Here is a 26,435-nt window from a genome sequence, read left to right on the forward strand (position 1 = left end):
ACTGCATTATAATAAAGTATAAGGTAACCTTATAGTCAAGGAGATTAATGCATTATGAATAGAATTAATGATAAATTAACAACCGGACAATTTGCAAAGCTTGCCGGGGTCCCAAAACATGTTTTATTTTATTATGATGAAATCGGACTTTTTCAGCCTGAAGTCATTGCTGAGAATGGCTATCGCTACTACGCATATCACCAATATTATGCCTTTTCAGTTATTTCTTTTTTTAAAGAGATGGGTATGTCATTGAGTGATATTCAGAATTATCTTGATCATCGATCACCACAACATCTTACCGATCTTCTTGCCCAACGACGCCAGTCACTTCAAGATCAAATTCATCATCTTCTTTTAAGTCAACGTTATATTGATCAAACCTTAGCGAATCTTGATGTGGCAGCGAATGCGCCAGCGAATACACCGTGTGTCACCTATCTTCATGAGGAATGGCTTGTCCAAAGTGACCCGTCTCCAACACGAAGTCATCGTAGTTTTGTTTCTGAGTACACGCAGTTTGCCCAAGAACAGAATATTACTTTTGTAAACTCTATCGGAACAATGACCAGTCTCGAAGATATTACCAATGGTAACTATCGCAATCACTCATATTTCTACTTTATCGCGCTTGATCCTGAATCAACACCAAACATCACTTCAAAACCTGAAGGCCACTACATCACCTATTATCACCACGGAGATTTCGATACGCTCTATGTGGGCTATGATGCAATTTTGGAATATGCTCAAAGTCGACAATTCGAATTGGATGCTTATTTCTATGAAGATTTACTTCTAAACGAGATTACCGTCTCAAGTGTCGATGATTTTGTCGTAGAACTTTCCATTCGGATTCTTAATTATCCAACGTTTGATTGAAAAAATAACCTCAATGAGGTTATTTTTTTATGACGCTTGCAACGCCCGTTTTCGCTAATGCTAAAAATGCATCAACATCATTAATGTATTCCGCGTTAACAACTACCATGAAGTTATCTTGGACATAAACAGCTTCGCCAATTTCTTCACGCGCGATGTCATTCATAATTTCGATAAGTTCTACTTCAATTTCTGGTGCTTCTGTAAATTTAAGCACGGTGACACCGTCGATTGAATTTTGGTTTGAATCATCACCTAAATACACTGCCTCAAAATTGGAATCCCCGATGAGTAGTTGATAGACTGTCTCATAATAGTAGCCCATGGCCGCAAAAACATAATCAAGTCCTTCTTCAATCATTTCGTCATCCAATTCCATGTAAATATCATCAAGGTTTGACGATGCTTCTTTATAGGCATCAATGACCGATTGACTATCAAGAATCCCTACATTTTGTTTTGCATCATCCACAACAATTGCAGTATAAGCATCAGTATTCATTGTCCGTGCAACTTTATAACCATCTCCAGCTTGAGTACAACCACTTACAAATAATAGGAGTGTCACAAGTAGGACACTTATAATAGATTTTTTCATATTCTTCCCCTTTTCCCATTTATATTCTATCGTAAACATTCACTTTTTGCACCTTTTATCACTATTTTAAAAAAAGTACTTTACCTGTCGTAGTACTTTGTGCTACGATTACTACGACAGATGAAGTAAAGGAGGCAATCATGATCAGTAGTGACGTTATTCGTGGTTACAACGATACCATCGTGCTCTACATCTTACTCAACAACGATTCTTACGGATATGAAATAGGACAAAGTATCGCAACCATGAGTCAAGGGAAATACGTTATCAAAGAGACAACACTTTACTCAACATTTACGCGATTGGAAAAAAATGACTATATCGCATCGTACGAAGGCGATGAAACAAAGGGGCGCATTCGTACTTACTATCGTATTACAGATGCAGGTCGCCAATACTTCAAAGAAAAACAAGCGGAATGGGAACTGGTAAAAGAAGTCATTGATATCTTTACAGATACAAAGGAGAAGGATTATGCAACAAATTAGAGATTATGTGGACGTAATGTTTAAATCGTTACCGCAAACACAAGAGGTCCTCAGCATTAAAGCTAACATCTTAGATTCCATGGAGACTAAATATGAGCAATACCACCAAGAAGGGATGGATGAAGCAACAGCTATCGGTAGAGTTATTGGAGAATTTGGTTCAATCGATGACTTAAAAGAAGCATTAAATCTAGAAGAACCAGCTGTTGATGCGTTTGATTCAAGAACTGTTGAAACATATTTAAATTATATTCCGAAATTTGCAACTGCAGTCGCAGGTGGGGTCTCAACGATTATCGCTGGAACGGCACTCTTTCCACTCTTCGAGTATTTGCATCTTGAAATTATCGGTTATGTGGTTTTCTTAACCGCCGTGATTATTGGCGTCTCGTTGTTTATCGTTTACGGACTTCGTTTAGCAAATATTGAAATCATTGGTTCTGAACTTACGCCACAAGACAGAGACCGTGTGAACGCTTTTAAAGAACCCTATAAGAAACAAATGATTATCGCAATTCCAAGCGGTATCGCATTGATCTTACTGGGAGTTCTTATCGCCGTCGTAATGGAAGAACTTGGTATCAAGGATGATATATCGGGCGTAGCACTGCTATTGTTTGTTGCCCTTGGCGTCTTCTTCCTAATCTCAGTACCTATTAAAGCAGAGATGCCAAGCCGATTCTTAAATCCTGAGAATCACGGTGATACGATGCACACAACGGCACAAGAAAAAAAATTCGGAAAGATCACGGGTGCTCTTATGGGTCTTACAGCCATGGTCTATGTAGGTATCGGTATTGTCAATCGTGACTTCTTTGCGATTGGATGGATTATGTTTCCCGTCGTTGCTCTGCTCATGACACTCCTTGAAGCAATCTTCACTAAAGCCGAATAAACGCAATCTTAGAATTCTATCAAAAAAAACCGACTTCCGAGTTCGGCTTTTTTTATGTAGGTGCTACTTATTGAATGTTGTCCCTTGTGTCGACTGTATATTTCATGGATGCCAAGGTTACTGCCATATAGAGTGCGACAATGATTAGGCTGATGCCGCCCATGACTTTTAATGGAAGGTTTCCATAATAAAAATTTGATCCACTTTCGTCACTATAGATTTTAGTGCTTGTATCCATAATCAGTAAGATTCCCCAAAACAACGACGTCCCTCCGACATAATACCAAAAGAACTTGGACACACGGTGCCAAGTCTTGTATTCTTTTTTTACAAACGGCATCAAGATTGCTCCTAACGGCGCATAATACATGATTAAGAGCAAGCCAAAGGTAAAAATAACAAACCAAAAATATACTCCTGATTTCAAGTAATAAGTCATCGTTTGATGGATCCCAAACGCGATTAAGACGAATAAAACGAAACTCGTTAGACATTTTATACTCGAGGATTGTCGGATTTTGACTTTGCGATTTGATGGGTCCATTGACGTATTCTTTTTCATGAAATATAAGCAGCCATTGACGACACCATAGAAAAACAAAGTAACCACACTCATGGCCAAAAGTAATGCACCAATACTCATTAAAAATGCCATTAATAACTCCCCCATTTTCCCCTAAATCTTTAGTAGGTCTAGACTTGATGTCCTCCTATGCATTTACATGCAGACATCACACTCTCATAAAGTATAGCATATCCAAAAATGACGCAAAAGAGCGTCGACACAACAATACATGCCGACACTCTTAGAAACACCTACGTATCTAAACTAGGATTTTAAATGCTTGGTTACTGCTTTCTCTGCAAGCGTCAGAAATTGATCTACATCCGTAATGTAATCTGACTCAGCAATAACCATAACGTTATCTTTAACAAATACAGCTTCACCGATTTCTTCTTTGGCTAATTCATTCATAAAATCAATAAGGTCATTATCGAATGAAATAACTTCTGAAAAGATAAAGACTGAAATACCATAGATTGCATCCATATCACGATCATCACCCAGGTAAAATGCTTTAAAACTTGGATCCAAATCCATAAGATGAATAACATGGTCTGTATAGTCTCCCAATGATGAAAAAACATCGATTAGAAGTTCACCATCCAATGCTTCCATATCATCAGGATCCAACAGTTGGAGTTCGTCTTGAAACATATCCAATTCAAATGCAAGTTCTTCGTAGACATCTTTCAAAGAATCGGTATCCAAAATTCCAACATTTGGGGTCACGGAAGAATTCCTTAAGATTGTTTCTAAATCTTCTGTATTCATCGATTCCGCAATCGCGTATCCGATATTTTTCGAGGTACAGCCCGCTAAAACTAGCATCGCCACGGCGACGATACACATTATTTTTTTCTTCATAATTAACTCCTATTATCGTTAAGCTTGAAATCGACGATACTGATATTTTCGTTTAATGAGTGTGAAAGCAATCATTCCCAAACCAAGCGTAACCAATATGTAACCCACATTGTTTGATGCGACACCGGTATTTGGTAACACATCTTCACCACCTTCCGGTTGCGTTGGTGCAACTGGGTCTGTTGGATTGGTTGGATCTGTTGGTTCGATAGGTTCGATCGGATCAGTAGGATCCACAAGAACTGTTAAGGTAATCGTAGTCTGAACGCGTGCTGCACGTGCAGTATCGTAATAACTTAATTGCACTTCATAAACTCCTGCCGTATAAACTTCTGGTGCATTGATAATGACTGCACCGACATTCGGGTTGAGAATCGTAATATCATTTTTTTGAACTAAAGGATTCGCAAATTCAATGATTTTTGAAATCAAGTTTCCTGAAGCCACATGTGCTTGCACATCTTTTAAATACATCGTGACATTGTCGCCCTCAATCGTATAAATCGGTGTTTTTTCATAAACAAAGGACAATGCTTGGGTTTCAAAGACATTGGCTTGGTTTGCACCAACTGCAAAGCTTAAGAAAGCCGTACGGTCGTTCAGTGCTTCATCACCCGTAAGTTGCGGTGTTTGCACTTGCGTTGGTAGTTTAAAATTAAGTGCGTCTTGTGATATCGGTCCAGCACCCGCTTTCAAACTTATTCTGAAAGACTTAATGGTACTAAAGTCTGATACTTCCGATGCTTCGACCCATGGCTGATCATCTACTTGTGATGGGTAATCAATTGGTTTTAAATCGGCATCAGTATGACGATCTAGTACATTAACGATGTTCGGTTCTTTTGATGTTGAATAGGTAACATCGAAAGCATCTTCATAACCTTCAGGTAAGATGATCGGACCTGATAATGAGAGATCAAACTTCGATGAACGTTCAGTATCACTGAGTACAAATGTATCTTCAATACTTGGTAAGACACCAATAAGTTCTAAACTCGTAAACGGTGTATCTTTCTCGTTAAATACTGTGAGATCAACGACTTGGGTCGAATTCGGATTGACGGATGTTACAACGTTGCTGTCTACAGTATTGGTAGCGACAAAGTCATACGCATTTCGATATGTATATGTATTTTTGGTCGTATAGATAAGTTCCTCAACATTTCCGTTTCCATTAAAATCGTGACGGTCTGATTCGCGAATCGTGAATGATCCGTCAACATTTGAAACATCCGATACCGAGAAATCTTCATTTAAATAACCAAAGAGTTCAACGTTGATTCTATTTGGCGCATTCTCCGCAATATGAACAGGAATACGAACCACTGCACGACGGTTTATTTCTAGACGATCGACAGCCATTTCAATTTTTAACAGTGTTTTATTTGCATCGTGATAGTTCTCATCAACAACCGTGACAGTCGCATTAGGAATTGCTTCCAAATCTTTTACGGTTACGCCATGGTCTATGAGAGCATACATTGTAAATGGTCCACTTAATGCCTGTGTTGAAGCAACATCATTGTTGATATCCAAGCGTAAATAGTTATCACCACTATTGATCAAATTATATTTTGAATCGCTGAGTGAAATATTCGATTTGATGTATCGACTGATGCCTTCAGGTGCCGTTACAACTTGAGCCGTCTTCGGTGCCAATCGTGATTCATACTGACTATTCACGTCGGAGTACCAACTCACTTTTACGTCTTCAGGTACATATTTTGATTGTTGGTCGGTACGGTATGAGTTCGTTAAGTCATCTTTTTGTGGATACCACCCTGAATATGCAATACCTGCATCGGATTGAATCGGACCCACATACCCTTGGTCAACCGATGTAAAAATTGTTAAGTTCATGTTCGTTAGACCTTTAGGTAGTTTAAAGATTGAATCTCGATCAAAATCTACCGTATCGGCAAATACATTGTGCTCACCGTCGTAAAAGTGAAACCAAACCTCAGATATTTTTTTGTTTGGATCAATGCCAATATCTTCAGCATGGTAGTAGCTTTCTGGTTGTAAGGCAGCAACAGAACGTTGCCATTCTGTTTCACCAACATAACGGTAGCTCAATGAAAAGAAGACATCTTCTTCAACTGGGATTCCTGCTGGGAAAGCGCTGGATGGACGTTGGTAGAATGTTCCGGTATAAATTTGTGTGACGTTGAGTGCTTCATCAGGCATGAAAAACGCATCGTAACTATTGATACCATGAATTGGGCTTGTTGCATCAAGCGAACTTAGATAGAGACGCCATCCAAGCGTAGCACCATCAGTAACACTTGGATCATCATTATTAATCCAGCCAACACCACCGATTCCATCCGCAGGTCCACTAAATACAGATGTTAAAGGACCACCACCAAATAGTGCATCTGGTGCATATTCAAAGTTTGGTGAAATCATAACACTTGCTTTCGTTTCGAATGCTTTTGAACTGCCGTCTATGAATGATACATTAGATGATGCAACGGTATCAACAGTACTAAAAAGCGCTAAATTACCAGACACTTTAGTGACAATATTAAAGTTCACATTAAAGTAATACTCTTCGTCAGCATTTTGATTTGCGTCAAAATGCCATGTGATTGTTTTACCATTAATTTCTGGTGTCACACCACTTGTATCACTAACATAATCTACACCCTCAGGGAGTGTGTAATCGAAGCGCATGGTACCCTCAGTACTTGGAGCAACAGTTCCTGTTTCAAATCTACTGATGGAAAAACCAACCGCAAATACTGCATCATCTAAATAGCGAATGCTTGATCGGTCTACTGGAACTCCATTAACAATAATTCCACGAAGTTTGTTACTGATTGAAGCGTTTTGATTGGCAATCAAAGTGGTCGTTGCCTCACTTGTAACTTCTGAAATCGTTGAACCCGCAACGGATGCCGTAACTGTCAAATTTTCTAAGTTAAGTGCAGATCCGTTTTCTGTTTCAAGTTTTAGAATCATTGATGTATCAAATCCACCACTTATGTTTTGGAAATGATAGGTAATTTGTTTGGTAACCGCATCATATTCTGGAACAACACCGCGAATTGCGAGTGTTTCAAGGTCCTGGTTAAAGATGACACCTTGCTCCCCAACAATTGATGGTAACTGCAGTGTCAAATCAAGATTAGGTATCACGTTATTACCGCCATCGACGCCAAACACAATACGATAAGAAACTGTCTTCCCAACCTCTAAGGTTGTATCTTCAGCAAGCACTTGAAGCCGTGCAGTATGCTTCACAACTTCCGTTGGAACCGCAACTTGATTTTCCTGCTCTGGCTCATCAGTTGTTGTTACCTCTTTGTCTTCATTTTTTAAATCAAGGTTACGTTGTGCAACGTCATGATTATCAGCATCGACTGAAATTGCTTTATCACGTTCTTTATCTTCTGCTTTTTGCTCTTGAACATCCACGATGTCATCAAATGTAGGATCAATTACAGATGCTTCATCTGCAACTTCTGTTTGAGTAACTGGTGACGTTGTAATATCATCAGCGTGAATTCGAAGTGACCCCAATGTGACTCCCACAACAAGTGACGCCGCAATTATACTTTTTATATGTTTCCTCATATTCTTTTCCTCTCTTTGTGCTCGCACACAACTATACGTTAATGTTATCAAGCACATCTTCATATAAGGCACATAATGTTCCAAGATGAGGTTTCGATGCCCCAGATAACCCAGAACACCTATTTTTAGGGAAAAGAAAAGCACATTCTCATTCGAATGTGCTCTTTAATTTATCTAATAAAAGATGTGTCACCATTTGTTGCAATTACTTTTTTATACCACGTGAAAGATGCTTTAGGTGTTCTTTGCAGTGTTCCATTTCCTGCATTATCACGATCGACATAGATGAATCCATATCTTTTCTTCATTTCTCCAGTACTTGCAGAAACAAAATCAATGCAACCCCACGTTGTGTAACCCATAACGTCAACGCCATCAATCAGAATCGCATCACGCATAGCATCAATATGCTTCGCAAGGTAAGCGATTCGGTACTCATCATTGACATAACCATTAGTATCTGGCACATCATGTGCTCCCAAACCATTCTCAACGACAAATAATGGTTTTTGATAACGATCATACAATTCATTCATCGTTGATCGAAATCCAAGGGGATCAATCTGCCAACCCCATTCCGAAACCTCAAGATGTGGATTACGTATTGTTGGGAGCAAGTTTCCTTGTGTTCGTTCACCTGCATTTGGTTCTGCCGTCGCAACTCGTGACGCATAATATGAGAACGAAATGAAATCAACTGTGTATGCCTTTAATATTTCTTGATCAGCTAAATCCATCACCACATTAATGCCATCGCGTTCCCATGATTTTAATAGGTAACTTGGATACTTTCCACGCGATTGAACGTCAATAAATGCATAATTTTGACGATTCATACGTTGCGCTTCTGCGATATCATTTGGATGACAAGTGTACGGATAATAAAGACCAGCAGCTAGCATGCAACCCACTTTATTCTTGGGATTTACTTCATGAGCAATTTTCGTAGCGAGAGCACTGGCTACAAGTTGATGGTGAACTGCTTGATATTTAATCTCGGCTTCATTCTCACCTTCTGAAAATGTAAGACCCGCAGCCAAGAAAGGGGCATGAAGAATCATATTTATTTCGTTAAAAGTCAACCAATGTGTTACTAAATTTTTGTATCGCGTGAAGAGAACACGACAAAGACGTTCATAGAAGTCAATCATTTTTCGACTTCGCCATGAACCATATGTCGTTATGAGGTGCATTGGCACATCAAAATGCGTAATGGTAACTAATGGTTCAATATTGTATCGCTGGCAGGTCTCAAAGACACGTTGGTAGTAAGCTAATCCCGCTTCATTTGGTTCAAATTCATCACCTTTGGGAAAAATGCGACTCCATGCAATTGAAAGTCGAAATGTTTTAAATCCCATTTCTGCAAAATACTTTATATCTTCTTCGTAATGATGATACATATCAACCGCGCCTTGGGCTGGATAGTATAAATCAGGTTCAAAATCAAACATTTGAAGTTTACCCGTCATTACAGCACGACGTTTCTCTCCATGTGGAATTACATCAACATTTGCGAGACCACGACCATCCAAATTATATGCACCTTCAGATTGATTGGCAGCGGTTGCGCCGCCCCATAGAAATTCTTTTGGAAATGTCATTTTTTTACCTACTTTACTATTTTTATTAATGCGTCACCAACATGTACATCACGATCCGTTGTAACAAGGATATCTCCCAAGCTATCTGAATTCGTAATGACCATCATTGTTGTGGGATCATATCCATGTTCTTTAATTACTTCAACGTTTAATGACATAAGATGATCACCTTTTTCGATTCGAGCATCTTTCTCAACATGATATGCAAATCCAGTTCCACCCATCTGCACAGTATCAATACCTACGTGAATCAAAATTTCAACTCCTGCATCATCCGTTATTCCAATAGCATGTTTTGTTTCAAATACTGCACTAACCACACCCGACACCGGTGCATAAACTTCATTCGAACTTGGAATAATACCGACACCTTGCCCCAAAATTTCCTGGGAAAACATAGCGTCTTTAACTGTACTTAATGCAACACTATGACCATCCATAGGCGCTACCAGTGTATCATGGAGTGCATCAACATTAATTTCAGTTAGCGTTACTGGAGCTTCTGTTACTTCATCTTTATACAATACGTAGGAAACAACAAATGAAATTACGATACTAATTGCAGCACCTGCAATTGCAGAATAGAAATGAACTAAGGTGTCTTCTCCAATATAACTTGGTAGTGTAATCAAGCCTGGAGATCCTCCTGTGAAGTTGCGAGTCCCCATAATTCCCATGAAGAAACCACCAACACCACCACCGATCATTGCTGCATACAATGGTGTCTTAAATCGTAAGTTTACACCATACAAAGCAGGCTCCGTAATTCCTAAAATTGCCGTCAACCCAGCTGAAGATGCAAGTTGCTTAACTTCTGATTTTTTACTTTTTAATGCAACGGCTAATGCTGCAGCACCTTGTCCTACGTTCGAAGCAAGCATACCTGGGTATACAACTGTATCGTATCCATTCGTCATACGGTTATTAATACCAATTGGGATTAATCCATAGTGAGTTCCAGTAGCAACAAGTAATGGAGTAAATCCACCAACAATTAACGGTACTAACCACGGGCTAAAACTTTCAAGGTATTTAATTCCATTAGAAATTGCATCACTTACTGCATAGCCAAATGGTCCAATCACAACTAACGAAGCTGTTCCAACTACTAAAATAGTAATCAATGGTTTCGTGAAGAATTTAACGGATTTTGGAGAGAACTTATCAGCAATAGGTTCCACAAAAGACATTAACCAAACAGTGAGAATAATAGGAATAACAGATGATGCATACGACACAGCAGCGATCGGCATTCCTAAGAAATGAATTCCACCAGTTTCGGCAGCAGTCTTTGTCATAGCTACAAAGTTAGGGTGTAACAACACACCACCCAACATCATCGCTAAATACATGTTTGTGTTAAATTTTCTTGCAGCCGATGCAGCTAGTAAAATTGGCAAGAAATAGAATGCTGCATCTGCCATAAAGCTTAGTACTTGATATGACTGATCTTGTGCTGTCATGACTTTGAATACAATCAGTAGCGATAGAATTGCTTTAATCATTCCCGCCGCAGTAATTGCTGGTAAAATTGGTGTGAAAATACCTGTAATTGTATCGATCACAAGACTAACTTTTGATTGATTATTTTTTGGTTTTGGGGCACCATCTTGTATATCAATCTGACTTGTAATTTCTTTATAAACATTTCCAACATCACTTCCAATTATCACTTGGAATTGACCCCCCTTTGAAACAACGCCCATAACCCCAGCTGTTGCTTTTAAAGCTTTTGCGTTTACTTTTGATTCATCATCAAGATTGAATCGAAGACGGGTTGCACAATGGACCAACCCAGAAATATTTTGTTCGCCACCAACATTTTCAATCACAGTTTGTGCGAGTTTTTCGTAATTCATACGTTTCTCCTTCTTTTAAACATAAAAAGACCCTCATAAATTAAAAATTTATAACGGTCTAGCCCTCTTAAGGTAACAATCCTATTTTATTGTGTTGTCACACGATGAATATGTATCGTGAGGTAAATCATTTCATTTTCTGTCAAATCACGATTGAAATTTTTTAGAATATAATCACGAATTTTGAGTGCACAAGAGTAAGCCTCTGTGTACTTGTCCTTCAAGATAGTGATGAATTGATCGTTTTCATCTTCTAATGAGACACCACTCATCAAGCGTTGAACAAAGAATTTCAAGTGGGTAACAAACCGTTCGTAATTTAACGAGTATTCATCCAACTCAATTTTGTAGTAATATTTAACAATATTCAGAATATTCTGAATGACTTCAGTCATTTCCGAAACTTGACTTACACGATCTAAATCCAACTCAGCATTCACAATGTGTAAGGCAATAAACCCTGCTTCATCTTCATTGAGTGTAATATTGAGTCGTTGATGGATAATGTTCACAGCTTCTTTCCCTATTAGGAACTCATGATTATAGAAGCGTTTAATTTCCCACAATAGTGCATTTTTGAGTGCTAAGCCATTTTGATGACGTTCAATTGCATGGTTAATATGATCTGTTAGCGTAATGAAGATACTATCACTTAATGTTTTCCCCAGCGATACTTTAGCAAAACTAATAATTTCTGTTGCTACAGCAATTTGCTCATGAGGAATCTCAGCAAGTAGTGTCACTAATTTATTTGTATTAGCTGTTTCACCACTAACGAATCGTTTTTCTATGGTTTCATGATCTACGACATCGCCTATCTTTTTCTGATAGCCCAGTCCTTTTCCCATAAGAATCACTTCTTGTTTGTCATCATTTTCAGAAATCACGAGATTATTGTTGATAACTTTTACAATGATCATACGTATTTCCTCTTTACTTTACGGTGTGTAGGTATAGCCCAAATGGTAACAATCCTGCCTAAAAATTAACATAACGTGCTTAACTTGTCAATGTAAGTGTTTGCAAGAAAATTTTTTAGACGACCAAAACCATTTACTTAGCCGATCAAAACACCCAGTTTCAACCAATACGTGAGCAAAAGAAAAAGTCCTTTCTACAATAGAAAAGACTTTGATTTATTAATTTTGAGTTTCCCACTCACGACGCAAGAGGCCATAGACTTCAACGTCTTGGTATTTTCCGTCACGGAATAGCATTTCTCGTTTTGTTCCTTCATGTTTGAATCCCATTTTCTTGTAAAGTTTTTGGGCGCGTTCATTGAACGCAAAAACATGAAGATAGAGGCGATTTAGGTTTAAACCATTGAAACCCCACTCAAGTTGTTGTTTCATCAGTTGTGGACCTAATCCTTGTCCCCAATAATTCTTATCACCAATGACAATTGCAAGCTCTGCATGGCGATTTCTTTGATCAAGGTTCATGAATGCAACTGTTCCGATGGGTTTGTCATCTGCAAGAACAGTATATGTCATCCCATTAACAAGGATTTGACTCCACTCTTCGACTTCTTCAAACGACATTGGACGTAAGAATCCACTTTGGTCGTATTGTGCAACTTCTGGATCATTACGCCATGCGTAGTAAAACGGTATATCTTCTTGTGTAAATTTTTTATATGTAATGTTCATGTTATCGTACGATTCCTATATATGGTGCGACTGCAATAATGACTGCAGCGACTAATAATAATGTTCCTAATATTTTTAATGTAAACTTCAAATATTTGTCATACGGGACGTTAACAAGTTCCAAGGTCCCCATCAAGGTTGCTCCTGGATAAACACCGGACATAAAGTTAACACCTGCGGCAAAGGCTGAAATAAGAATAATTTGACCCCCTTCGGCACCGATGACATTTGAAGTAAAGAGTGCAGCTGCAACAGCTCCCAAGATTGGCATTGAGATTCCCGCAACACCACTTGTGGATTGCAAGAAAATTCCAATTAAGACGTAGGCTGCAATTGCGAAGATTCCAAATACCCATAACGGTACACTTGATAGTGCATTTGAAATCCAGTAAATGAAGGTAATTGACATCCCCTCAGTTGAGCTTCCCATGATGATTGCAATTCCACGAGCAATCGCAAGAACTACAACAACTCCGAAGAGATCTTTCATTCCTTCGATAAATTTGTTGATAAATTCCATTTCACCCAAACCATTGATTACCTTGAGTAAGAATGCTCCCATTAAGAATAGGAAGGCAAATTCATCAAAGCCCCATGTTCCTAAGGGTGTAATGTTTCCAGCTCCGAGTAGATTTCCAAGAACCGGTACTTTAGCGAGCATCGTAAACGGTGCATTGATTGCATCCGAGACACCTTGACCTAAGAGATCAGCCCAAGGGAAATACCCTAAAATAACAATAATAACAACCATGATCAAGACAAACGCTGACCATTTTCGACGTGTTGTAAACTCAGGCAAGGTTTCTTTTGCATCAACCAGTGTATTGACGTTGTCCAAGTCTGCGGTTATTGACTTACTTGGGTCTTTTTTAACTTTAGATGCATATCCAATGACCATTATTGTTCCAACGACATACAGTGCTGCAAAGATAATTGATCGTAGCACAATTCCTGATCCAATTGAAAGATCTGGATTTCCGATTGCTGCAACAGCAGCTCCGGTGGAAAATGGGTTAACCAAACTTGCCATATTTCCAATTGATGCTCCAATAAAGAGGACTGCCAGACCAGTCATAACATCATAACCAGCTAATACAAACATCGGTATAATGACAACTGCAAAGGCTGTAATTTCTTCCCAGAATCCAAAGGATGTTCCGAGAACTGCGAAAACAAACATCATAATCGCAATCAGTACATTTCCTTTAAATTTGGAAAGAAGACTTCCAATTCCCGCTTCCAGCGCGCCAACATGATTTAAGACGGCTAAGAACCCACCTGCTGATAGAATTCCTATAGCAACATCACTTGCTGATTGAAATCCTTTGATTGGTGCCATTAAGACATCCCACAGTCCAAAAGGTTGCATTCCTTGTCCTTGAAGAATTTCTCCTTGTGGTCCGAAAATTGCATCAAAGACAATTTCGCCAGACTGTTTATCAAATACTGACTGTGGAATAAAATAACTCAAAGCTGCCGTGATGACTAATGCGATAAACACAATCGTATATGAACTCGGCATCGAAAATTTCTTTTTCTTCTCCATCAATATTTCCCCCGTTCACGTGTTATTTGATGACGATGTTTAAGAATGCTTGTGCATAAACATGCATAGCGACTTTCATATCTTCAATACTAATACGTTCATTAACTTGGTGTTCTGTCTTTAATCCTGTTGGAAGTAAAGCACCAAATGCCACTACATTATCCATCGCACGAGCATACGTTGCCCCACCACTTGTAATTGGTTGTGACACCGTATCACCGGTAATATCTTGGTATGCTTTCATGAGTGACTGAATATAGTCAGATTCTTTTTCAACATAAATTGATTTAAGATAGTCGTACAATTCAACAACAATTTCATATTTATGTGCATCTTTAGTTAAGAGTTCTTTGACGTTTTCCACTGGATAGGTTACTGGGAAACGAATATCGATACCAATTTGTTGAACATTTTCGCGGAAACTGACTTTACCAACATTCAACATTAATTTACCTGAAACTTCATCTTCGACTTCACCAAAGACAAGGGTTCCATTTGGATTCGACATTTTCTCAACAATAAAGCGAATCATGTCATTTGTTTTACCTGCTTTGTGCAATGCCTCAGCAAGATAAACGATAGCATTTTTACCTTTGTCTGCATCTTTAGCGTGAATAGCCATCCCTTCAACAGTCAAATCATTACCATCAACTGTATAGGTATATCCTAATTCATCTAAGGCAGCTGCTACATCAGCATCATAGTCCGTTGTTGCTTGTGAAGGAACGGCATTAAGTGCTCCACCACCTTCGAGACGCACATCAGACATCTGATGCGAATATAACATAAATTCGATTAAGCCTTTTTCTGCATAAATGAGTGGGAATCCTGCATCAGGAGTAAATCCTTTTGTTGGCAATTCCTCTTTTTCAACATATGCGTTCATACAACGCCATAGTGATTCCTCATCGGTTCCGAAGATAAATCGAACACGTTGGTTAAGTGTTTTTCCTTCATTTAATAAAGTCTTAAGAGCATACATAGCTGCAAGTGTTGGTCCCTTATCATCAGACGATCCACGTCCTACCAAGAAACCATCTTTTTCCACTAACTCAAATGGGTTTGAATCCCAGGCTTTCACATCACCAGCAGGCACAACGTCCATGTGTCCAAGAACACCGAACATTTCATCACCCTCACCAATTTCTGCGTAACCATAGTATCCATTTGGATCAATGAAAGTTCTAAATCCGAGTTCTTCAGAAATTTTTAATACTTCTTCTAATGCACGTTGGATATTTGCGCCAAACGGTGCATCGCCGCCCTCTTCTAGGACACTAGGGATTGAAACCAGACGCCCTAAATCTCTTTGATAGTCTGCAAAGATGTCGTCAATTTTTTTTCTTAAATCCATAATACCTCCTATATGCTTAGACTTTTGCTAAGTTATGATTATATTGTATCAAACTTAGACCCGTAACAACACCGAAGACATCAGTTTCTCGTGAAAATACCACTAAATTAATTTATTTAAGAAGGAAATAATTGTATAATTTCGGAAAGAATGTGAGGGTATATATGAACGTCGAATTATTCCAACAATGGGTTGATACCTATTACAAAAAACGTGGGTGGTCGGATCTTGATATTTTTATTCGGGTTACTTTTTTATTTGAGGAGGCAGGTGAAGTTGCCCGTTCTGTTCGAGCAATTGAACTTGGTCGTGAAGATCACGAAAGTGTGGATACAGATTTAAAGGCTGAATTAGCATCAGAAATTGGTGATGTGCTTGGAAATCTCATGGTTATTGCAAATCATTATGATCTTTCATTTGAGGATATCTTCAAAATGCATGTGGACAAATTAGATGCGCGATACGATGCATACATTCACAAACAACAATTACATAAAAACGAAAAAAAATAGGTCGCTTGACCTATTTTTTATTTGTGGCGGAAAGCACAATCGTTCTCGTGGTCATTCACCATACCAACGGCTTGCATAAAAGCATACACCGTAGTGGGTCCTACAAATTTGAAACCTAGTTTTCGTAAGTCTTTACTAATTTGTTTCGATAGATCTGTTTCTGCAGGTACGTCCGTGTAATGTTGTACATTGTTTTCAAGTGGCGCATTATCAACGTATGCCCATAAAAAAGCATCCAAACTTCCATGCTTCGCAACTATATCTTGATATGCATGCGCATTATGGATTACAGCTTGAATTTTGAGACGGTGACGAATAATGCCAGCATCTAAGAGTAGACGGTCAACATCCGCTTCCGTAAATTTAACTAATTCTGAAGGTTCAAAATTTGCGTATGCCGCACGCATCGTATCGCGTTTACTTAAGATGGTTGACCAACTCAAACCCGCCTGTTGGCCTTCCAAATTTAACATTTCAAAGAGATAACGGTCATCGTGATTTGGCTTACCCCACTCTGTGTCATGATATGCCATTTCATTTTCTGTATGTGTCGACCAAGTACAACGTTTCATAGTGCCTCCTAAGGATTATCCTTTAATCATTCTTAATTATATGATAAAGTCTATAAATAGTCGAATCATAGTATCACTATGTCCAGGGCTTCTTAGAAAGGACACACATCATGCGAAAACTAATCACTTTAGCACTGTTTACAATCTTGCTAACGGGATGTATTAGTGTGAACGTACCTGCTGATGATTCGAAATCCAAAGAACCAATTACACAGCAAGAAACACCCAATAATACACCTGCTAAAGAAACAGAAACACGTGAAGGGGCAACCAAGGATGGCACTGCACAAGATGCATACATCATTGACACCTTTGCCCAGTATGGTTACACAGCACCTGAGCGTTCTCAGTGGATTGTGGACCAACAAGGACCTCATAAAGTTGCGGTCATTATTAAAGAAAACGTCGGACAAGGAAAACCTAATATTTCAAAACTTGTCTTTCTTTGGAATGATGATGCTGAATCTACCGAATTACTTCATGTTATGATAAACAACACCACTCAATTTGGTTCAGATCAATAAAGGACAAAAGGGCACTTACAAATAACTGCCCTTTTATTTTGGAACACAAATCATGCACTTTAGGCACACCTTGAGTGTTTTGATATTAAAACACGTATAGTAAATGTTCTTGCGCAACCTAAAGGTTGTGATTTGCGATGAAAGAAATGAGGATAGAATATGAAACGTATTATAGTATTTTTTATCGTAGCTGCTTTACTCTCAGGATGCAGTACAAAGACACCTGCTGAAGTTCCCGTCGAAAAAATCGTTGAGACACCCAAGGAACCGGTACAAGAACCCGCTACGAAACCAGAAGTTACAGAACCTGAAGTCGTTGAAGCACCCATTGAGGAACCTCAAGAAGTACCACTCGAAACGCCTGTCGGTCTAACACAAGATGAATTTGTCGTTCAAACGTTTGCTAATTATGGTTTTACCGCTCCTGAACGCAGTCAATGGCAATTTGAGAACCAAGGACCAAACAAGATTGCTGTCATTATTAAAGAACCCGTACAACGGGGTCGCCCAAACATTTCCAAGTTGATTTTCCTCTGGAATGGTTCAGCAGAGCAAGCTGAAATTTTACATCTTAGCATCAATAACCGTGTCATAATCTAACAAAAAGATGAGCCCTAGGGCTCATCTTTTGTTTCAATACGCTATTAAGGTTTCATCATAAAGGTTTCCTGAATTGATGCCTTCAATTCCAAGAAGGCAGCCGTTTGTAAAAAATCAGGATGACTTTTCTTTATCGATGCAACATCGATGGTTTCCTGAATGCGTCCAGGGGCCCCATTCAAAATGAGAATACGATCAGAGAGTTTAATAGCTTCCTCGACATCATGAGTAATAAACAATGTCGTAATTTTAAATTGATGACTTAGATTTTGATACCATTGATGAATTTGGTGCTTTGTCATCGGATCCAACGCACTAAATGGTTCATCCAGTAACATAATCGGTTTATTCATCATGTAAGTACGAAGAAATGCAACCCTTTGACGCATACCACCTGATAATTGACGGGGATATTTATTTTCTGTTTGCGCAAGACCAAATGTATCCAAGTATGGCATAACCTTCGCATGTCGTGTGGCTTTATCCATACCTTGAATGGTCAAAGGAAGTGCTGCGTTTTCCATTACAGTTTTATGATTCAGTAATAAATCTTTTTGCAGCATATACGCAAGTGATCCTGGTTTATCCACAATAGACACATTTTCAAGCAGCACATCACCAGTATCTGGTTGGCTTAAGCCCGCTACAATCTGAAATAGTGTTGATTTTCCGACACCACTTTGCCCCAAAATGGCTACGGTTTCTTCAGGATACACTTCAAAGTTTACGTCCGCAATGACTACGTGATTTCCAAATGATTTATTAAGATTGCGAATTTTTAAGAGCGGTTTCATGAAGCAAGGAATTCATTAGTAAAGCCAAATCCAGCAGGAATCGGTTGCTCAATTAATTGTTTCTCACCGAGCCAATTGTAGAATGCATTCCAGCGATTTGCATCAAATTTCCCCCACTGCGCTTCACCGCGCATATACTCACCTGCAAGGTATTTTTGACTTTCAACGATTAACGCTTCATTACTTTTTAATTCAGGGACATGTTTCATAAGAATTTGTGCAGCTTCTTCTGGATTCGCAACTGCATCTTGATATCCCTTACCCAACGCTGCTAAGAACGCTTTTGCTTGATCAGGATTCTCCTTAAGATACTCATTATTTGCAATGACTACAGGGCTATAGAAATCCAATTCTTTCGCATAATCTGCAAAAGCAAAGTAGTTAATCTCCTGTTGCGCTACTTCGAGCGCAATACCATCCCAACCACGGTAAATCCAAATAGCATCGATATTACTTTGGAGTGCACTCACAGCATCTGTTACAGTATTTGGAATTAACGCTACACTGTCAAATGAGCCACCGTCTTGTTCAATCACATACTTCAAAATTGCTTGTTCAACAGGAATATCCCATGTTGCGTAAGTATGGTTTGCCATTTTAGATGGGCGATCAATTCCTTTGTCTTTCAACGAGACAATTCCAGATGTGTTATGTTGAATCATTGCTGCGACTGCTGTCACAGGTAAAGGTTCTGGACGCGCCCATACTGGTGCTAAAGTATCTTGAAATCCGACACCGAATTCTGCACCATTGGCAGCAACCAGTCCTACAGCACCATCTTCAGGGGGCTGAACGATTTCTAGGGCAATCCCCGCTTCTTCAAAGTACCCTTTTTCAAGCGCTACGTAGAGGCCTGTGTGGTTCGTATTGGGTGTCCAATCAAGTACGAAGCGCACTTTCTGAGTATCTTTGGATGTACTGCATCCCACTAAAACTAGCAAAGCTAATAAACTCACTACCATTCGTTTCATAATATCTCCTTTATTCCACATCTTTCCATGGCATCGTTTTATGTTCCAAAATATTGACCAACCCCATTAAGAGTAGGCTTAATAGTGAAATAAGTACAATTACTGCGAACATTTTATCAAAGGCATAGGCTTTTCGAACACGTGTCATATAGACTCCCAGTCCACTTGTTCCCCCAAGCCATTCTGCAATAACAGCACCAACAACAGCATACGAAACGGCTATTTTTAGACTGGCAAAAAATGGCGATAAACTTTCTGGAATTCGAACATGCTGGTACTGTTGTACCGTATTCGCACCCATACTTCGTAAAAGTTGAATACTGTCGCGATCGACAGCCTGCAAACCTTGGAAACATCCAATGGCCATTGGAAAAAATGATGTTAAAACGATGAGTACAATTTTCGGTAAGATTCCATATCCTAACCATAATACAAGAAGTGGTGCAATAGCGACAGTTGGTACTGTCTGCGTGAGAATCATCAGCGGATAAACCATACGGTAAACGCGATCGTAACGGTCCATCAGTAGCGCTAACGTGATTCCCAACCCAACACCGCCTAAAAGCCCAAGAAACGCTTCTAGAAGTGTTGTTTGAGCATGCATCCATAACAATGCACGGTCTTCATATAATGCCATAATAACTGATGCGGGACCTGGAAGCATGAATTGGGGCACAATACCACTCCATACTATGAGTTGCCACAGTACTATGACAAGACCAACCGACATAAGCGCATAACGCTTATTGTTGGTGCTTCGTAATTTTTTCATCAATTGTGAGCATCTCACCTTGAGGTGCATACACGATTTTTACGTATGCTGAAACTTTATCAGCACCTGCACGATGTGCAATAATTTGCGATTGTTTCACGATTTCCATTAAGGTATCATAATCACCTTCGACTGCAGTTTCAAATGCACCAACCGTGTAATGTAGTCCTGTTCCTTTAATATAGTCGATAACCTCATCAACAATGCGAACGACTTCTTGGTTCCCATCTACGTGGGGTAATACTTGTATTGCGATACTTGCATTCATAGCAAATCCTCCATCTTTCATAAAAAAAACCTCTTTTCATTTCGAAAAGAGGTATATGTATATACGTTAATAAACGACTACGATATACATCCTTCCGCCAGTATTATCTGGATCAAGTGCTAAACAGGACTTCCTGTTTAAGGGTTTAAAACGTGCGTTTAGTCTCAGCCGCTAATGCGGGCACCCCTTGTATTTATGGATTCAATTGTACGCCTTCATTATACGTTTTATATTCCTAACGTCAATGATTATAATGCATCCTTGGTAAATCTTTGCAAGTTTATATTGTGATTCTCCTGCACAAGCTGCTTGAAGAAGATGTCATAAACATCATCAGAATGTGCCCGGTATGCTTCCTCGTAGAGTGCTTCATTGAGATGCAACTCCTGTGTAATTTCATTTACAGTATAGGATTTATTATTCTTAAGATGCGCTGCAAAAGCATCATAATACGTCTCATAATAGAAGATACTTTCAGCCGGATAAGCATCGTACAAGGCATCATTTAACCCTTCTTGAAGATACGATTCTGTCATCATTCGTTTATATTGTCGCTCTGTTAGATCTAACAAAAATGCCCCTTCGCAAGCATCGAAAGCGACACCTTGATCGAAGCATGAACTCGTCTCTAACCGACTCAAAGAATCAAAGTCAAGATACGCTTGAAGTGACTGATCACGGACTCCCTCTTGAACTGCGTCAACCAACGCATCAGAAAACTGCTTGTCATAATGCACAAACTCACTGGTTGGTGGCGTAATTTCTTGCTCTGGTTTCCGTGTATCTTGACGTGTGCCAAAGATATTAAAAACGCCTAACAATTGGAATATCAACAAGAATACAGTCACCCATCCGATAAACTGCACAATCATCTGAACAACGGACCATACTTGTTTCGCATTCGACTGATTCTTGCGTTTTGATTTCCCCTGATCGCGCCACCCGATACGACTTTCTTCACGGAAACGGACGTAGGATTCAAAGTGGTCCATCGTCATTTTTAATTCGGTTTCATTATCATTATTGTAATGTGCTATTTTTCGCAAATGCGGTAAGATAATTTCAAACATGACACCACTTGGAATCAAGCGAACATCCACCCGTTGTAGCGATGCATTGAGCATTTCAACATCCTCAAAACGCTCATACACTTCTAACCGATCTAAGGCATCAAACCATTTTTGCCAGACAAAGCGCTCTTTAACATCCATCAAGGATAGTTCTTGCATTAGATCGTCAAACCGCGTATCGGATGTACCTTCCGCATAAACAAGCGCATCTTCATAAGCCTTTGTTAGTTCATCCGACTCTCCATTTGCTGCTACTTTCGAAGCATACGCCTCAAATATTTGTTCTATATCTGTTGTTGCATCGATTCCTAGAATTTCCCACATAAGCCATACCACCTTTATGTAATTATACCAAATCTTCAGCCACATTGTGAATACGACGAACCTGTCTCATTGGATAACAGTCCCGTAACACGAAGGCTTCGTAACCACTTTTCGTTAGTTTATAATAAAAAGACACGTTTTGTCGTGTCTTTCGCTTCTATGATTCATGCATTTTCTTACTCATTTTTAGAAGAAGGATAACAGTTTGTATCAAAATGATGATTATCAGTATTTTGATTGTAAATACAATAACCGGATCTATATTTCGTATAAATTCAAGAAGCGAATGATACACCATAAGTGTCACATTCATTTCAAACCCCTCCCTTTCAACCTATTTTTATTATACCGTTTCATTTCTATAGGACGACTCACAGTGATTATGTTGTCGTTTTGAACGCTTAAAACGCGTCTAATCATAACTTACGCATTGCAATCAGAAAAAGAACCGATCTGAGTCGGTTCTTTACGATAAATATATGTAGATTACCAGCGGCATGATAAGTGCAATCGCCGTTCCTATCGACATAATGGGTGTACTTTCTTTTGCTCGATCAGCGATGCTTCCTACAGTCTCAAAATGATTGTGGAATAACGGTACGGATGTAAACAATGTTATAAGTAGTGCCAATCCAATTCCGATTCCAATATAATTACTGAAAACAAACCATCCAAGGCCATGCTCGATGCCATAGAGAACCCCGACCAATACTAAGTAACATCCGTAGAGACTAAGTTTCTTTTTCATAGGTTTGGATATCCTTTCCTCGCAGAGCTTTAAATCCTTACTCGCTCACCGGTTCAAAGCCATCTTCGGTCATAACAATGACCGTATCAAATACGTTCTCAATCAAGGAACGATCATGAGTTACACAAAGTATAGCACCTTGGAATCCCTGAAGCATACTATAGATTTCATGAACAGAAAGTGGGCTTAGGTTTCGGGTTGGTTCATCTAAAATAATAAACTGAGGCTTCTGAAGCACGAGCTTGAGAAGGGATACTTTCGCTTTTTGTCCCCCAGAGAGTAAACGCATGGGCGTATTCATCTCTGTTTCAGTAAACTTTAAACTTCCCAAGCGATTTGTGATAAGACCTCGCTCTTCACGTGACCCTTCTCGTACACAATTATCAATCGGTGATTTTTCAAAGTCTAGATTGAGACGATAATCTTGATGCATCATTGCATCATGATCTTTGAACACCTGCTTCAAGAGGCTCGACTTCCCAATTCCATTTCGACCAATAATTGCGATTTTGTCTGGAGTGTAAATATCCAAATAAAAATTATACCCCAATGTCTTACCCGCAACCTCAAGGGTGTCGACGTCAATCTCAGCAATCTTCTTACGATGTACTTTTTCTTGGTTGTCAAAACGTATGGAAATCGCAGACTCCGTATCTATTTTAGTTTCGTGAGTTTCGCGATCAAAACGACGTTCCATTGACTTAATTGTTTTCATTTTCTTCTTCAATAAACGCCCTTTAGCAGGGTCTTGACGGGTTTGTGTGCGCTGACGATGCTCAACCGTTTGATACAATTGTAACCAGCGATCATATCGTTTAGCACGTGCTGCTTGATCACGTTCTACTTGATGATTATGCGTTGCGATTTCGAGATTACGGGTTTCTACATAGTCATCGTAACTTCCCTCGAAGACCGTAATATGCGAACGTGTTTTTCGATGCGTTTGTTCAAAATGAACGACTCGATTTGCTGTATTTTTCAGTAATTTAACATCATGAGAAATATAGAGAATTGGCTTATTTTGTCTTAAAATCCATGATTCAAGCCACATTAATGTCTCAATGTCCAAATCATTAGTTGGCTCGTCGAGTAGAAACACATCGACATCTTGGACCAGAATTTTCATAAGTTGAATTCGAACACGCTCTCCACCACTCAGACTTTGTAACGGTCTATCAAAATCATCATCCGTAAAATGTGGTAAGAGATCCTGATGTACCGATCCAAAGGGTTCATAACGCTCCCATTGATCTTCAATGATGTAGTCTCTACTTGAACGTAGAAGGTCCTCGGCAGCAATATCTTGGGATACGTAACCGAAAAGTACTTTCGATGAGACACTCCGGGTTACTTCCAATGTATCTAAAGACGGATGATTCAGTAAGGCTTTCAGGAATAAACTTTTTCCATTTCCCTCTTCTCCGATAATTGCAATTTTTTCGTTCTCGTGAACGGACATAGAAAAAGGCGCTACTAGTTGGCGCCCTTGTGGTGACTTCACACCAATATTAAAATTTAGCATGGCAAACTCCTCCTATTTTGATTATTTATGCTGTATAGGATGAGTTGTACATTGCCACACCGCCTTTCGTTCGTTATTGCCATCTTACGTAATTTTTTCTAAGATGTCAAATTTTTTAATCATTTATTTTTAACTTTGTGCTAACACTTCATCGAAGGTTAATCCTGAGTTCTTAACTTTTGTGGCCATATCTTTACCAACATAACGCAAGTGCCACGCCTCAGGCATATAGCCTGTAATGTGTTCTTTTCCTTCAGGATATCGCACAATAAATCCAAACTTGTGGGCATTATTATTAACCCATGTTGACTGCTCAGTTTGCGCAAAATCAAACATATAACCACCTGGTGTTACAACATCAATAACAAGACCTGTTTGATGCTCAGATGTCCCAGGTCGAGCAGACATTCGATCGGCTTCCGCCTGACCATGTTGCGCTACATAATTGGTATACAACTCATTTTGAAAGTCGTAATCACGGTATGATGATGTCGTATACATCCACATACCCGTTTCACTTTTCATGGTGTCTACCATCGCAATAAAGGCGTCAACCGTAGCAGGCGTTGCCTCATAACCGGTGCTTACCGCATATGCTTCAGGAATGTCTTTAAGTGGGGGTACATAATCTGCAGGCAATGCTCGTTGCTTGGTGACCAAAACGAGTTCAGAACCTGCATTGGTAACACTTGCAAGTTCTGATTGTGGTTTTTCATTGGATTCTTCTTTTGGTTTTTCTTCATTGGTTTCAGGTTCGGGTTTTACTGCAACATCTTCTGTTGTATCACGTTCTTCCAATTCACCAACGACAACAGTAATAGTGAGCGTTTGAGTTTTCCCTTCGGCACTTGTCTCAAAAGTTACAGGATATTCACCATCCATGTCCCAATCGACTGTATCCAGATTTGACGTCACCGTCGCAGCAACTTTATCATACGCTTTAATATAATCTGCGCTTGCAACGAGTGAACCTTCAGTCGCATTAACACGCTCTTGATCTTTCAATACTTGATCGTTATTGCGTACAGTTAACGCAACATCACGATTTTCAACGATTGCTATATCAAAACGATGCACCCGATTCTCTTTTTTGGATGAGATGACAACCGCAAGGTTCTTATCTTTTACTTTTTCTGGTTTACTAATTGTATATTGCTTATTTTCAGCGACTTTTCCATTCACCTCAACAACACCGAATTCTATACTCTGTTGTTTAGCAATGGCATCCATATCGATAATTGTTCCCACCTCAACCGTCATTTTTTCCTGCATTGACTCCACAGGTGTTTTAATCTTTGTGAGTGAGTAAATTGCATATAACGCGAATATAGCGACAATTCCTAATTGAATATAACTTTTACGTTTCATACTGGCTCCTATGACAAGTCTTCGCCTTGTCCATAAAATGTAAAATCAAACTCTGAAAACTGTTGTGCTAATTGAGGGTAACGTTCAAATAACACGATTAAATATTCTATCAAATTATCGTGCGACAACAGCGATAAGAGGTGCCCAACTTCAACCATTAATTCTGGTGTCAAAGTGCCTTCCTGCATATCCAAGTCTGAAGCATAGTCATCAAATGTTTCAAGTGCTTCAACACTAAAATTGTGGATGTTTCCGTTTTTAATCGATGACGCAATAGTTGCAGCCATGTGTTTACAGTTGTTGCCTTTTTTCGCATGCTCGCATGAGCAATACATCGAATCCACTGCATTCCCTGTAATTTCAATCCGAACAATGTACAAATCACTTCCTTGTACGCGTGCTCGAATCACTTCTTTAGTATCTTCAATAATCTGAACTTTTGATTCTTCTAATAGCGTTTCACCGCGGTTATAAATATAGTCTCTAAAATAAAATCCTACTTCCATG

Annotated in this window: 27 protein-coding genes; 6 read left to right on the forward strand and 21 right to left on the reverse strand. The window is 39.1% G+C overall.

What is annotated here, in order from left to right:
- Positions 1–54 precede the first annotated feature (54 nt).
- Positions 55–882 (forward strand): MerR family transcriptional regulator, encoded by an 828-nt coding sequence (locus GVV19_RS00685; protein WP_159644791.1) that lies wholly within the window; start codon positions 55–57, stop codon positions 880–882.
- A gap of 19 nt (positions 883–901) precedes the next feature.
- On the opposite strand, the gene GVV19_RS00690 is transcribed toward GVV19_RS00685, so the two are convergent.
- Positions 902–1,480, reverse strand: a complete 579-nt coding sequence (locus tag GVV19_RS00690) for a hypothetical protein (protein ID WP_159633875.1) — start codon at positions 1,478–1,480, stop codon at positions 902–904.
- 140 nt (positions 1,481–1,620) lie between these two features.
- Here GVV19_RS00690 and GVV19_RS00695 point away from each other — a divergent pair, with 140 nt between their 5' ends.
- Both GVV19_RS00695 and GVV19_RS00700 read left to right on the forward strand, forming a co-directional pair.
- Positions 1,621–1,968, forward strand: coding sequence for a PadR family transcriptional regulator (locus tag GVV19_RS00695; protein ID WP_159644794.1), 348 nt, complete (start codon positions 1,621–1,623; stop codon positions 1,966–1,968).
- A complete protein-coding gene (locus GVV19_RS00700) occupies positions 1,955–2,863 on the forward strand; it encodes a permease prefix domain 1-containing protein (RefSeq protein ID WP_159644796.1) in 909 nt (302 codons plus the stop codon). The genes GVV19_RS00695 and GVV19_RS00700 overlap by 14 nt, the downstream gene beginning before the upstream one ends.
- Before the next feature lie 67 nt (positions 2,864–2,930).
- On the opposite strand, the gene GVV19_RS00705 is transcribed toward GVV19_RS00700, so the two are convergent.
- The 9 genes from GVV19_RS00705 to GVV19_RS00745 form a co-directional block, all read right to left on the reverse strand.
- On the reverse strand, positions 2,931–3,518 hold the full coding sequence (locus tag GVV19_RS00705; protein ID WP_159644798.1) for a hypothetical protein: 588 nt from the start codon (positions 3,516–3,518) through the stop codon (positions 2,931–2,933).
- 174 nt (positions 3,519–3,692) lie between these two features.
- Positions 3,693–4,292, reverse strand: coding sequence for a hypothetical protein (locus GVV19_RS00710; protein ID WP_159644800.1), 600 nt, complete (start codon positions 4,290–4,292; stop codon positions 3,693–3,695).
- A gap of 18 nt (positions 4,293–4,310) precedes the next feature.
- Positions 4,311–7,871, reverse strand: a complete 3,561-nt coding sequence (locus tag GVV19_RS00715) for a hypothetical protein (RefSeq protein ID WP_159644802.1) — start codon at positions 7,869–7,871, stop codon at positions 4,311–4,313.
- Positions 7,872–8,041: 170 nt separating this feature from the next.
- Positions 8,042–9,475, reverse strand: coding sequence for a 6-phospho-beta-glucosidase (locus GVV19_RS00720; protein ID WP_159644804.1), 1,434 nt, complete (start codon positions 9,473–9,475; stop codon positions 8,042–8,044).
- A gap of 8 nt (positions 9,476–9,483) precedes the next feature.
- Positions 9,484–11,334, reverse strand: coding sequence for a beta-glucoside-specific PTS transporter subunit IIABC (locus tag GVV19_RS00725; protein WP_159644806.1), 1,851 nt, complete (start codon positions 11,332–11,334; stop codon positions 9,484–9,486).
- An 86-nt stretch (positions 11,335–11,420) separates the two neighbouring features.
- Positions 11,421–12,254, reverse strand: coding sequence for a BglG family transcription antiterminator LicT (gene licT / locus GVV19_RS00730; RefSeq protein ID WP_159644808.1), 834 nt, complete (start codon positions 12,252–12,254; stop codon positions 11,421–11,423).
- A gap of 219 nt (positions 12,255–12,473) precedes the next feature.
- The gene (locus tag GVV19_RS00735; protein ID WP_159633892.1) at positions 12,474–12,983 is read right to left on the reverse strand and encodes a GNAT family N-acetyltransferase; all 510 of its coding nucleotides are present in this window, start codon (positions 12,981–12,983) and stop codon (positions 12,474–12,476) included.
- Position 12,984: 1 nt separating this feature from the next.
- Entirely contained in the window at positions 12,985–14,529 is a 1,545-nt protein-coding gene (locus tag GVV19_RS00740; RefSeq protein WP_236262308.1) for a YfcC family protein, read from the reverse strand.
- Between the two features lie 22 nt (positions 14,530–14,551).
- A complete protein-coding gene (locus tag GVV19_RS00745; protein WP_159633898.1) occupies positions 14,552–15,883 on the reverse strand; it encodes a Sapep family Mn(2+)-dependent dipeptidase in 1,332 nt (443 codons plus the stop codon).
- Positions 15,884–16,047: 164 nt separating this feature from the next.
- Here GVV19_RS00745 and GVV19_RS00750 point away from each other — a divergent pair, with 164 nt between their 5' ends.
- Positions 16,048–16,395, forward strand: a complete 348-nt coding sequence (locus GVV19_RS00750) for a MazG nucleotide pyrophosphohydrolase domain-containing protein (RefSeq protein ID WP_159633901.1) — start codon at positions 16,048–16,050, stop codon at positions 16,393–16,395.
- Between the two features lie 17 nt (positions 16,396–16,412).
- Here the strand turns inward: GVV19_RS00750 and GVV19_RS00755 are convergent, their stop codons facing one another.
- Positions 16,413–16,967 carry a DNA-3-methyladenine glycosylase I gene (locus GVV19_RS00755; protein WP_159639286.1) on the reverse strand — a complete coding sequence of 185 codons (555 nt, stop codon included), beginning with the start codon at positions 16,965–16,967 and terminating at the stop codon, positions 16,413–16,415.
- A gap of 110 nt (positions 16,968–17,077) precedes the next feature.
- Here GVV19_RS00755 and GVV19_RS00760 point away from each other — a divergent pair, with 110 nt between their 5' ends.
- Positions 17,078–17,491: a hypothetical protein gene (locus tag GVV19_RS00760; protein WP_159644812.1), complete on the forward strand. Its 414-nt coding sequence runs from the start codon at positions 17,078–17,080 to the stop codon at positions 17,489–17,491.
- Positions 17,492–17,650: 159 nt separating this feature from the next.
- A complete protein-coding gene (locus GVV19_RS00765; RefSeq protein ID WP_159639288.1) occupies positions 17,651–18,091 on the forward strand; it encodes a putative periplasmic lipoprotein in 441 nt (146 codons plus the stop codon).
- Positions 18,092–18,135: 44 nt separating this feature from the next.
- Here the strand turns inward: GVV19_RS00765 and GVV19_RS00770 are convergent, their stop codons facing one another.
- The 10 genes from GVV19_RS00770 to GVV19_RS00815 all read right to left on the reverse strand — a co-directional run bounded on the left by GVV19_RS00770 (position 18,136) and on the right by GVV19_RS00815 (position 26,434).
- Entirely contained in the window at positions 18,136–18,885 is a 750-nt protein-coding gene (locus tag GVV19_RS00770) for an ABC transporter ATP-binding protein (RefSeq protein WP_159644814.1), read from the reverse strand.
- Positions 18,882–19,856 (reverse strand): ABC transporter substrate-binding protein, encoded by a 975-nt coding sequence (locus GVV19_RS00775; protein ID WP_159644816.1) that lies wholly within the window; start codon positions 19,854–19,856, stop codon positions 18,882–18,884. Before GVV19_RS00775 ends, GVV19_RS00770 begins: the two co-directional genes overlap by 4 nt.
- A 10-nt stretch (positions 19,857–19,866) precedes the next feature.
- Entirely contained in the window at positions 19,867–20,628 is a 762-nt protein-coding gene (locus GVV19_RS00780; protein WP_201288171.1) for an ABC transporter permease, read from the reverse strand.
- A complete protein-coding gene (locus GVV19_RS00785; RefSeq protein ID WP_236261755.1) occupies positions 20,600–20,917 on the reverse strand; it encodes a thiamine-binding protein in 318 nt (105 codons plus the stop codon). The genes GVV19_RS00780 and GVV19_RS00785 overlap by 29 nt, the downstream gene beginning before the upstream one ends.
- Positions 20,918–21,144: 227 nt before the next feature.
- Complete coding sequence (locus GVV19_RS00790; RefSeq protein ID WP_159644819.1) at positions 21,145–22,290, reverse strand: hypothetical protein; 1,146 nt, start codon at positions 22,288–22,290, stop codon at positions 21,145–21,147.
- A gap of 157 nt (positions 22,291–22,447) precedes the next feature.
- The gene (locus GVV19_RS00795) at positions 22,448–22,603 is read right to left on the reverse strand and encodes a hypothetical protein (RefSeq protein ID WP_159644821.1); all 156 of its coding nucleotides are present in this window, start codon (positions 22,601–22,603) and stop codon (positions 22,448–22,450) included.
- A gap of 153 nt (positions 22,604–22,756) precedes the next feature.
- Positions 22,757–23,038, reverse strand: a complete 282-nt coding sequence (locus GVV19_RS00800; protein ID WP_159639294.1) for a hypothetical protein — start codon at positions 23,036–23,038, stop codon at positions 22,757–22,759.
- 37 nt (positions 23,039–23,075) lie between these two features.
- Entirely contained in the window at positions 23,076–24,560 is a 1,485-nt protein-coding gene (locus GVV19_RS00805; RefSeq protein WP_159644823.1) for an ATP-binding cassette domain-containing protein, read from the reverse strand.
- Positions 24,561–24,689: 129 nt separating this feature from the next.
- The gene (locus tag GVV19_RS00810) at positions 24,690–25,928 is read right to left on the reverse strand and encodes a M15 family metallopeptidase (protein ID WP_159639296.1); all 1,239 of its coding nucleotides are present in this window, start codon (positions 25,926–25,928) and stop codon (positions 24,690–24,692) included.
- An 8-nt stretch (positions 25,929–25,936) separates the two neighbouring features.
- Positions 25,937–26,434: an SWIM zinc finger family protein gene (locus GVV19_RS00815; protein ID WP_159644825.1), complete on the reverse strand. Its 498-nt coding sequence runs from the start codon at positions 26,432–26,434 to the stop codon at positions 25,937–25,939.
- Position 26,435: the final 1 nt, after the last annotated feature.

The sequence above is a fragment of the Erysipelothrix anatis genome (genome assembly GCF_009828745.1).
GTDB lineage: Bacteria > Bacillota_I > Bacilli_A > Erysipelotrichales > Erysipelotrichaceae > Erysipelothrix > Erysipelothrix anatis.

Bases quoted from the DNA above. Each gene is read 5' to 3' on its own strand.
- GVV19_RS00720 (WP_159644804.1), bottom strand. From the start codon at position 9,475: ATGACATTTCCAAAAGAATTTCTATGGGGCGGCGCAACCGCTGCCAAT.
- GVV19_RS00750 (WP_159633901.1), top strand. From the start codon at position 16,048: ATGAACGTCGAATTATTCCAACAATGGGTTGATACCTATTACAAAAAA.
- GVV19_RS00690 (WP_159633875.1), bottom strand. From the start codon at position 1,480: ATGAAAAAATCTATTATAAGTGTCCTACTTGTGACACTCCTATTATTT.
- GVV19_RS00765 (WP_159639288.1), top strand. From the start codon at position 17,651: ATGAAACGTATTATAGTATTTTTTATCGTAGCTGCTTTACTCTCAGGA.
- licT (WP_159644808.1), bottom strand. From the start codon at position 12,254: ATGATCATTGTAAAAGTTATCAACAATAATCTCGTGATTTCTGAAAAT.
- GVV19_RS00740 (WP_236262308.1), bottom strand. From the start codon at position 14,529: ATGGAGAAGAAAAAGAAATTTTCGATGCCGAGTTCATATACGATTGTG.
- GVV19_RS00785 (WP_236261755.1), bottom strand. From the start codon at position 20,917: ATGAAAGATGGAGGATTTGCTATGAATGCAAGTATCGCAATACAAGTA.
- GVV19_RS00760 (WP_159644812.1), top strand. From the start codon at position 17,078: ATGCGAAAACTAATCACTTTAGCACTGTTTACAATCTTGCTAACGGGA.
- GVV19_RS00685 (WP_159644791.1), top strand. From the start codon at position 55: ATGAATAGAATTAATGATAAATTAACAACCGGACAATTTGCAAAGCTT.
- GVV19_RS00815 (WP_159644825.1), bottom strand. From the start codon at position 26,434: ATGGAAGTAGGATTTTATTTTAGAGACTATATTTATAACCGCGGTGAA.
- GVV19_RS00795 (WP_159644821.1), bottom strand. From the start codon at position 22,603: ATGAATGTGACACTTATGGTGTATCATTCGCTTCTTGAATTTATACGA.
- GVV19_RS00755 (WP_159639286.1), bottom strand. From the start codon at position 16,967: ATGAAACGTTGTACTTGGTCGACACATACAGAAAATGAAATGGCATAT.
- GVV19_RS00725 (WP_159644806.1), bottom strand. From the start codon at position 11,334: ATGAATTACGAAAAACTCGCACAAACTGTGATTGAAAATGTTGGTGGC.
- GVV19_RS00705 (WP_159644798.1), bottom strand. From the start codon at position 3,518: ATGGCATTTTTAATGAGTATTGGTGCATTACTTTTGGCCATGAGTGTG.
- GVV19_RS00790 (WP_159644819.1), bottom strand. From the start codon at position 22,290: ATGTGGGAAATTCTAGGAATCGATGCAACAACAGATATAGAACAAATA.
- GVV19_RS00715 (WP_159644802.1), bottom strand. From the start codon at position 7,871: ATGAGGAAACATATAAAAAGTATAATTGCGGCGTCACTTGTTGTGGGA.
- GVV19_RS00805 (WP_159644823.1), bottom strand. From the start codon at position 24,560: ATGCTAAATTTTAATATTGGTGTGAAGTCACCACAAGGGCGCCAACTA.
- GVV19_RS00710 (WP_159644800.1), bottom strand. From the start codon at position 4,292: ATGAAGAAAAAAATAATGTGTATCGTCGCCGTGGCGATGCTAGTTTTA.
- GVV19_RS00695 (WP_159644794.1), top strand. From the start codon at position 1,621: ATGATCAGTAGTGACGTTATTCGTGGTTACAACGATACCATCGTGCTC.
- GVV19_RS00700 (WP_159644796.1), top strand. From the start codon at position 1,955: ATGCAACAAATTAGAGATTATGTGGACGTAATGTTTAAATCGTTACCG.
- GVV19_RS00735 (WP_159633892.1), bottom strand. From the start codon at position 12,983: ATGAACATTACATATAAAAAATTTACACAAGAAGATATACCGTTTTAC.
- GVV19_RS00810 (WP_159639296.1), bottom strand. From the start codon at position 25,928: ATGAAACGTAAAAGTTATATTCAATTAGGAATTGTCGCTATATTCGCG.
- GVV19_RS00780 (WP_201288171.1), bottom strand. From the start codon at position 20,628: ATGAAAAAATTACGAAGCACCAACAATAAGCGTTATGCGCTTATGTCG.
- GVV19_RS00745 (WP_159633898.1), bottom strand. From the start codon at position 15,883: ATGGATTTAAGAAAAAAAATTGACGACATCTTTGCAGACTATCAAAGA.
- GVV19_RS00770 (WP_159644814.1), bottom strand. From the start codon at position 18,885: ATGAAACCGCTCTTAAAAATTCGCAATCTTAATAAATCATTTGGAAAT.
- GVV19_RS00800 (WP_159639294.1), bottom strand. From the start codon at position 23,038: ATGAAAAAGAAACTTAGTCTCTACGGATGTTACTTAGTATTGGTCGGG.
- GVV19_RS00775 (WP_159644816.1), bottom strand. From the start codon at position 19,856: ATGAAACGAATGGTAGTGAGTTTATTAGCTTTGCTAGTTTTAGTGGGA.